The sequence below is a fragment of the Vicinamibacteria bacterium genome, from assembly GCA_035620555.1.
GTDB lineage: Bacteria > Acidobacteriota > Vicinamibacteria > Marinacidobacterales > SMYC01 > DASPGQ01.
The window spans coordinates 22,672-29,793 of record DASPGQ010000622.1 but is presented as its reverse complement, the minus strand read 5'-3'; the positions used below and the strand labels follow the sequence as shown (position 1 = coordinate 29,793).

The 7,122-nt window shown below is 59.7% G+C and carries 6 protein-coding genes; 2 read left to right on the top strand and 4 right to left on the bottom strand.

Annotated features, from left to right (window positions below; genetic code table 11):
• A partial coding sequence (locus VEK15_25505; GenBank protein ID HXV64082.1) for a hypothetical protein occupies window positions 1–950 on the top strand: 950 nt, incomplete at its 5' end.
• A 126-nt stretch (window positions 951–1,076) separates the two neighbouring features.
• On the opposite strand, the gene VEK15_25500 is transcribed toward VEK15_25505, so the two are convergent.
• From VEK15_25500 to VEK15_25485, 4 genes are all read right to left on the bottom strand, one after another.
• Window positions 1,077–1,838, bottom strand: coding sequence for a CpsD/CapB family tyrosine-protein kinase (locus VEK15_25500; GenBank protein HXV64081.1), 762 nt, complete (start codon window positions 1,836–1,838; stop codon window positions 1,077–1,079).
• 47 nt (window positions 1,839–1,885) lie between these two features.
• Window positions 1,886–2,803 carry an AAA family ATPase gene (locus VEK15_25495; protein ID HXV64080.1) on the bottom strand — a complete coding sequence of 306 codons (918 nt, stop codon included), beginning with the start codon at window positions 2,801–2,803 and terminating at the stop codon, window positions 1,886–1,888.
• A 46-nt stretch (window positions 2,804–2,849) separates the two neighbouring features.
• Window positions 2,850–4,376, bottom strand: a complete 1,527-nt coding sequence (locus VEK15_25490; protein ID HXV64079.1) for a Wzz/FepE/Etk N-terminal domain-containing protein — start codon at window positions 4,374–4,376, stop codon at window positions 2,850–2,852.
• Between the two features lie 113 nt (window positions 4,377–4,489).
• Window positions 4,490–5,227, bottom strand: a complete 738-nt coding sequence (locus VEK15_25485) for a polysaccharide biosynthesis/export family protein (protein HXV64078.1) — start codon at window positions 5,225–5,227, stop codon at window positions 4,490–4,492.
• Window positions 5,228–5,897: 670 nt separating this feature from the next.
• Between VEK15_25485 and VEK15_25480 the strand changes: the two genes are divergently transcribed.
• Window positions 5,898–7,103 (top strand): sugar transferase, encoded by a 1,206-nt coding sequence (locus tag VEK15_25480; protein HXV64077.1) that lies wholly within the window; start codon window positions 5,898–5,900, stop codon window positions 7,101–7,103.
• Window positions 7,104–7,122 lie beyond the last annotated feature (19 nt).

Genomic DNA, 7,122 nt, shown 5'->3' with positions numbered 1-7,122 from the left:
TCCATCACCCCCGTGGCGATTCCAATAGTTGGAGCGAGTATCGTCGGCGACACGACACGAGCCATCCGATGGGGCCCCGAGCGATCTATTTGGCCGATAGCAAGGGCAACCATGTCATTCGCTACAACGACATCTACTCCGACGAAGAGCACTATTTTGCCGACATCTTCGGGGGGGCCAGCAATTTCAGCTTCCGCGGTTTTCCCCACCGGGATACGGACATATACGCCAATTCCATCTCACATTGTTGGGACGACGGAATCGAGAGCGAAGGCGCCAACACCAACGTGCGAATCTGGGGTAACTATATCGATCGAACCTTCGTGAAGATCGCGATTGCCTCGACGTCGATTGGGCCGCTTTACATCTGGCGAAATATCGCCGACACCAGCAGAAGAAGCCCGCGGGAGAAGGACTCCGACGCTTACGGCCGGGGTCCTTTCCTGAAAGCCGGGGGTGTCACCCGCGACGGGGTATGGTACGGGAGTGGTCGCACCTACGTGTTTCACAACGTGGTTTTACAGAGCTCTCCGCCGCCGGATCAGTCCTTTCCCCTCGGGTCGAACGGCGGGGTGAAGGCGTCGGGCGGAGACGTCTACGAGCTCATCACTCGGAACAACATATTCACCAACTACAAGAATTGGCACGACACCTTCGAAGATGGCACCAACAGCTGTACCAATAGTTTCGATTACGATCTCTACACCGGTGACATCGGAAACGAATGCGCCACCGATCCTCACCAGAGGCACGGGCTTCAGGGCATTCCTGTTTTCGATCCCGCCAACCGGCAGGGCGAATACGCGTTGGTGCCCGGCTCGCCTGGCCACGACGCCGGTGTGATCATTCGGAACTTCAACGACGACTACCAAGGGCGCGCGCCCGACGTGGGCGCCTTCGAGCGGAGCTCCGCTCCGATGCAGTTCGGCGTGAATGCCTACAGAAAATAGCAGGGTGATGAGAAAGTCAGCCCACCCTGCGCGAGCGGAGCGAGCCCGGCGCGCCTGCCGCGCCGTAAACAACCCCGAGCCGTGGCGGCACGATCGATTACGGGTCCCGCCACGGCACTGAGCACTTTAGAGTAGCTTATAGACCGAGTCGGGGATGTGGTACTTCCTGCGGTTCAGAACCGCTCCGAGAATCCTGATTCCGTAGCTATCGAGGATCTGCTTCGCTTTCGTGGCGACTTCCCACCGCGTGTGTTCCGCACGAAGCACGATGATGGCTCCATCGGCATTGCTCGCCCAGTTCAGCGCGTCGGCATAGACGGTAACCGGCGGCATATCTGCGATGGCCCACTTGTAACGGCCCGGAAGCGAGAGAGCATCGTCACGAAACCTCTGCGTACCGATGTAGCGTTTGATCTGAGGAAGGGCTTCGGTGGAGAGAGCCGGGCCTCCTCCGGCAGTACCGGAGCATAGAAGATCCAGACCCGGGGCCACGTGCTCCCGGATGGCCTCCTTCAGTGCTACTTTTTCACCGGCAACATCGCTGAGTCCTGGACCGCGTTCCCTCCCGAACGCCAGATGTTGCGTGGGCGTTCGCAGATTCGCATCCACCAGCAGAGTCGGCTCGGTCTGACCGAGAATTGTCGCCAGACCTCGGGCTACGGTGCTCGCCCCCTCGCCCTGCACGGCGCTCACCACGATGATGGTTCGAAGCTCGTCGGTCGTGAGCGAGCTGGTTATCTCCTGGGCGAGACGTTCGAAAGCGACGCGAACCGATTCGGGAAGTCCATTGGTTCTAGGGATCTCTGGAATTCCATCGTCTCGTTCCAGCGCGGATGGAGGCTGCGACTCTTGGTGAGCGCGCCTCATAGCTTCGTAGATCCTGCTCATTTCATCGGCCCTCTTCCCGACGGTCTCGGTTTCCCATCTTCTATTTCCTAGACTGCCTCTCGGCCCAGCTTCCAAAAGCGGAACCTTCTGAGCGAACGGCCCATCGAGTGCCGCAAGCGCTGGAAGAACCCTCTCGAAACGTTCTGGTCTTGCTCCGGACCCAAACCGGTGTCTCTTATCGCTTCCTCTGCCAGACTGAGGTCGACCCGCGATTTCTCCGCTCCGTAGGCGTTCATCATGGAGAGGTCGCAGAGCGCGTTGATGAGCCGGGGAATTCCACCCGAGGCCTCCCATATGGCGTGCAAGGCTGGCTCGGTGAATAGCCGCACCTGCCCGCCGCCGGCGACTCGCAATCGATGATCGACGTAAGCGGCAACTTCATCGCGTGCCAAGGGTCTCAGCTTGGCGTGAACGGCAATCCTCTGTCGTAGCTGACGAAGGCGCGGGCTCTGGAGTCTGGATTCCAACTCGGGCTGACCCGCGAGCAGAACCTGCAAGAGCTTGGCCCCCGAGATCTCCAGGTTCGTCAAGAGCCGGATCTCCTCGAGCACTTCGTCGGAAAGGCCTTGAGCCTCGTCGATGATCAAGAGCGGAGGTAATCGCCCGCCCTTGAGCTCCTCGATGACCAGCTCGTTGAGCTGGCGCAACATTTCCACTCTTCCCAAGCCTTCGTCGGGAATATCCAGCTCGTGGACGATCATCCGCAGAATCTCGACCCGGTCCACGGTCGTGTGGGTGATCAACGCCGTGCGCACCTCCTCGTGGAGATCCTCGAGCAATGTCTGGATGAGGGTGGACTTGCCGGTGCCGGGCTCGCCCACGAGAGCGATGAATCCGCGTTGCGCCCGAACGCCATAGATCAGAGACGCAAGGGCTTCGCGATGAGCCGCGCCCTGATACAAGAATGATGGATCCGGAGTCAGGCAGAACGGTGCCTTCTTCAGGCCAAAGTATTCCTCGTACACTGCAGCGCCTCGTCTGTCTCGATCGGTGTTGGTGTCGGGGTGTTCTTCATTGACTCTCCGGGACCGAAGCCAGATGGGGAAGGCCCAACTTGTGCTCGAGGTCGACTCCGGTCGTGAAAGTATGGTCGAGGGACTCGAGGACCAGAGCCATGATGATCCCACCAGCTCCTCCCAGCAGCATCGCCAGGAGGAGATTGATCGTCAAACTGGGTCCCACGGGCCTCAACGGCTTCAGAGCTTCCTGGGCGACGCTCACCGTGGTCAGGTTTTGGTCGTCCATCGCCGTGGAGATTCGTGCTTCTTCGTGCTTCTCGCGATAGAACAGGTATTTCTCTTCTGCGGCTTTCGCCTCGCGGTAGAGCTTCTCGAAGGTGAATCCCTTGCGGTTCAGGCTGTCGAGCTGCTCCCGGAGCGTGCGGATCTGCCCCTCGAGCACGTCCCGTCGACCTCGCGCCGCTTCGAGTCGGGTACGGGCAGCGTAGAGCTCGGCCTTCGTGTCCTGATGAACGGGGTTTATGTCGGTCCCGTCGATCCCCCCGGCACGACGTCGGGCCTCTTCGCGATGCTGCATCGCGAGCTCGACGCGGCGGTCGATGTCCCGCACCAGCCGGTTGTCTTCTTCGAAACTCTGGAGCAAGTTGTCTCTCTCCAGCAGGAGGTGGACCAGCTCCCTCTCGATTTCTTCCACGGCGGGATAGATATGCTGGCGGCTCGAGCTCAAGAGGCGCTCGGGTTCCTGGGCCAGGCGCTCCGAGAGGCTGGCGACGGTGTTCTCCTGTTGTCGGATCACGCTCTCCGTCTCGAAGATCTCCTTCTCGACGTCGTCGAGTCGTCCCAGGGCCAAGCTCTTCTGCTGCGCGATGGCGTCGGCTTTTCCCGGGCCCTCGATCATGGTGACGGTCTCTTTCTCGACGAACTCACCGAGCGCCGCCTCCGCCTGTTGCAGCTGTTGTTTCGCCATTTGAAGCTGCTCCTCGAAGAAGGCGGCCGTCTGTGGTGGCTGGAACACGCGGGAGCGCCAGGCGAGATAGCGATCCGTCAGAGTCCGGACGACTTTCGTCGCCCATTCCGGATCCTCCGATTCGTAGCTGATCTGGATGATGCTCGAGTTGCGCAGCGGAGAAATGCTGAGCTGCCGTTGAAGTCGGAGAACGTTCTGTTCGAATGCGGTCATCCGCGGTCTGCCCAGGAGGCCGGTAACCCACCGTCGGCCCCTCGCCAGCAAACCTGGCGTGCGCTGCCCCAAGGGGCTGGAGTCGCCGTTGGATTCCTGCTCGAGAGAAAGGAGGACTTGCTCCAGCAATTGACGGTTCTTCAGGATCTCGATCTCGGTATTCAGATCTCCTTCGGTGACCTCACGACGCGTGCCGGGAAGCGTTTCCGCGCGCTGGGTCTTGACGAGTATGGCGGCGGTCACTTGATAGAAAGGAGGGGTGAGGATGGTGCTTATGAGCACGACGATGATTACCGTCAAGAAGAAGAGCATGGCAGGCCTGCGGCGTCTGAATAGAATCGTAAGAAGGTCCCGCAGAGAGAAATCCATGCCCGAACGCGGGTCAGGTCGATCACGCATGTTGGGCTCCTCGGTTGGAATTGGGTTCGGGCCCGAGGCACGCACGTTCACGAGCTGTCGCGTTTCCGCGTCCACGGCGAACGTGCCCGGCCACGAGCATTACCATCAAGCTCCTAACGATTCGGGTCATTGACCCTAACCGCGAAAGTGAAGGGGATGGGTATGTTATTGGTAATGAACTGTTGGATGAAGAGATTGATGTTGGCAATCGTCGAGCGAGGCACCCAAACGACGTCACCCGGGCCCACGGGCACGTCCAGGTTGAATTGAGCGTCGTTGAGAATCTTTCCGACGTCGACGAGAGTGCCAATGGGCTCGTTCTGCTGTCCCCTCTTTATCAATAGGACATGGCTCAGGCGGGCCGTGTTCCGGAATCCGCCGGCCTCGAAAATGCTCTGAACTACAGAAAGTTCCCCGCGATACGGAAGCGTGCCGGGTTTGAACACTTCGCCCGCCACGTAAACGGCCATGCCGGCGAACTTCTGAATGCTCACCGAGATGATGGGATCCACCACCTGCGAGGAGTATCGGCGTATGAGGTCCTCGGTGAGCTCTTCTACCGAAAGGCCATCTACGCGCGCCGGTCCGATGAGTAGAAGCTGGACGGTGCCATCCGGCCCCACCGTTCGGGTCTGATTGAGCTGCGGCGTGTTGAAAAAGTTGATGTCCAGGACGTCCCCCACGAGAATCGTGTAAGGCGGCATCGAGGACGAAGCCGGCAACTCGGCTCCACCCGCCGGTTCCTCCTGAGCCAGAACGACGGGCATTTGCTGGAAGAGCTGCAACAGCAGCAAAGCCAATCCGGCGCGGACGCTGTATCGTCGCCAAGAAATCAACACCGAGCGTCTCATGATCGCCTCCCCCACGTCTTCGCTCTCGTTAATCCAAGCTCAGAAAATCTCGAGTCAAGCGCCGAAGCAGCCGGTTAACTGCCTGAAGCGCGAAATCGTCTCGGGCGTTCCATCGAACGGGCGTGAGGAGCATGCATTTCCGGACCCGTGGGGTCGGTCGCAGGAAAGACGTGCGCTACACCATTAGCCATGCCGGTGGACAGATGCCCTTCACGATGACTTCTACAGGGGGGGCCTCTATGGTGGCTTAGAACCGCTATCAGTGTCAAGCACTACATGGACACCTGAGCGGCCACATCTCGGAGAGAACGACCGATTCCTGTTTTCTCTTGACTCGACCCGCCTAAGCGCCTCATAATGGCTTTCCCCCCGGAAGTTAACCCCAGCAATCCTTGATCCCCGCTCGGGGGCAGGGTTTACGGATTCGTTGAGGTGGCGCAACTGAAAGGCATAGCGCGGCGCGTCGGTCTCCATTCGTGGGATCGTGCGCCTCAATTGGGGTTCGGCGACATGTCAGTCGGTTGTCTTGATTTGAGGAACTGGGGCCGCGGCTAGTTTTCCAATTGGGAAGCTGGCTCGCAGTGGATGGGGGGCGATGTTCGCGCGCAAGAAGGGTCACGGTTCAGGGAGTGATTTCGTCGGCTCACTGCTCCGGGACCGAGACTCGTGGGTGACTCGCGACGAGTTCCTGCGGGCGGTCAAGCAGGAGCGCAACCGGAGCTATCGCACCGGAGTTCCCGTCAACTGCGTCACCATCGACTTTTCCAAGAGTCGACACGACCGGCAGCTGACGAAGCGTGGCCTCCACGAGTGCCTCGCCCACACGGTCGACGTCATTTCCCGCAATACGCGCAACTACGACATCAAGTACCTCAGCAAATACACGATCGCCATCCTCTTGTGCGACGCCTCCAGCGCCCACGCCCGAGCTTTCATCAAGAAGATCAAGCGGATCCTGTCCGATGGGGTGGATGCCTCCGCGGGAGCACACTACCCGCGGTTCATCCGATCCGTGACCTTCGCCTGCTCGCCTTTGGCCGACCATTCGGACAACGGCCGTGATCCGTCAGAGGCTGGTTCGCTGGAATCGCGCAACGGAAACGAAGCTCCTCAATCGGGGGACAAGGACGAGGAGGCCGCCCCGGCGGCCGGTGTCGATTCCGCCGAAGGCGATCCTAAAGTACGCGTCGACACCCTGAAGACAGAGATTCTTCCCGAGCTTGCCGAGCAGGATCGATGGTATCGCTTCGCGAAACGCTCGATTGACATCGTCGGCGCGGTGATCGGCATCAGCATTCTCGCCGTGCCCATGTTGTTGATCGCGATCGCCATCAAGCTCACTTCGCGGGGACCCGTGCTCTACAAACAGGTACGCGTCGGATTCCAGGGGAGGATGTTCACCTTCTTGAAGTTCAGAACCATGCGGGCCGGTGCCAATGATGAGATCCACCGGAAGTACCAGTGGAACTTCATCAATGGTCGGGTTCCGGTAAAGCCGCTCGACGATGCGGGCCGACCGTTGTTCAAGGTGCCGGACGATCCGCGCATCACTCCTTTGGGACGCGTTCTGAGACGAACCTGCCTGGATGAGCTTCCGCAACTGTTCCACGTTCTCCTGGGCACGATGAGTCTCGTGGGTCCGCGCCCTCCAATTCCTTACGAGGTCGACATCTATCAGGATTGGCATCGTCGCCGTGTTCTCGAGGCGAAACCGGGAATCACGGGCCTCTGGCAGGTCCTCAGAACCTACAACACCACGTTCAAGGAAATGGTGCGTTACGACCTCAATTACATCAACAACCAGAGCATTTGGCTGGATCTGAAGATCATCCTGCGGACCCTGCCCGTGGTGATGAACACGAGGTTCACCGGGTGATTTTGGACTCGATTCCGGC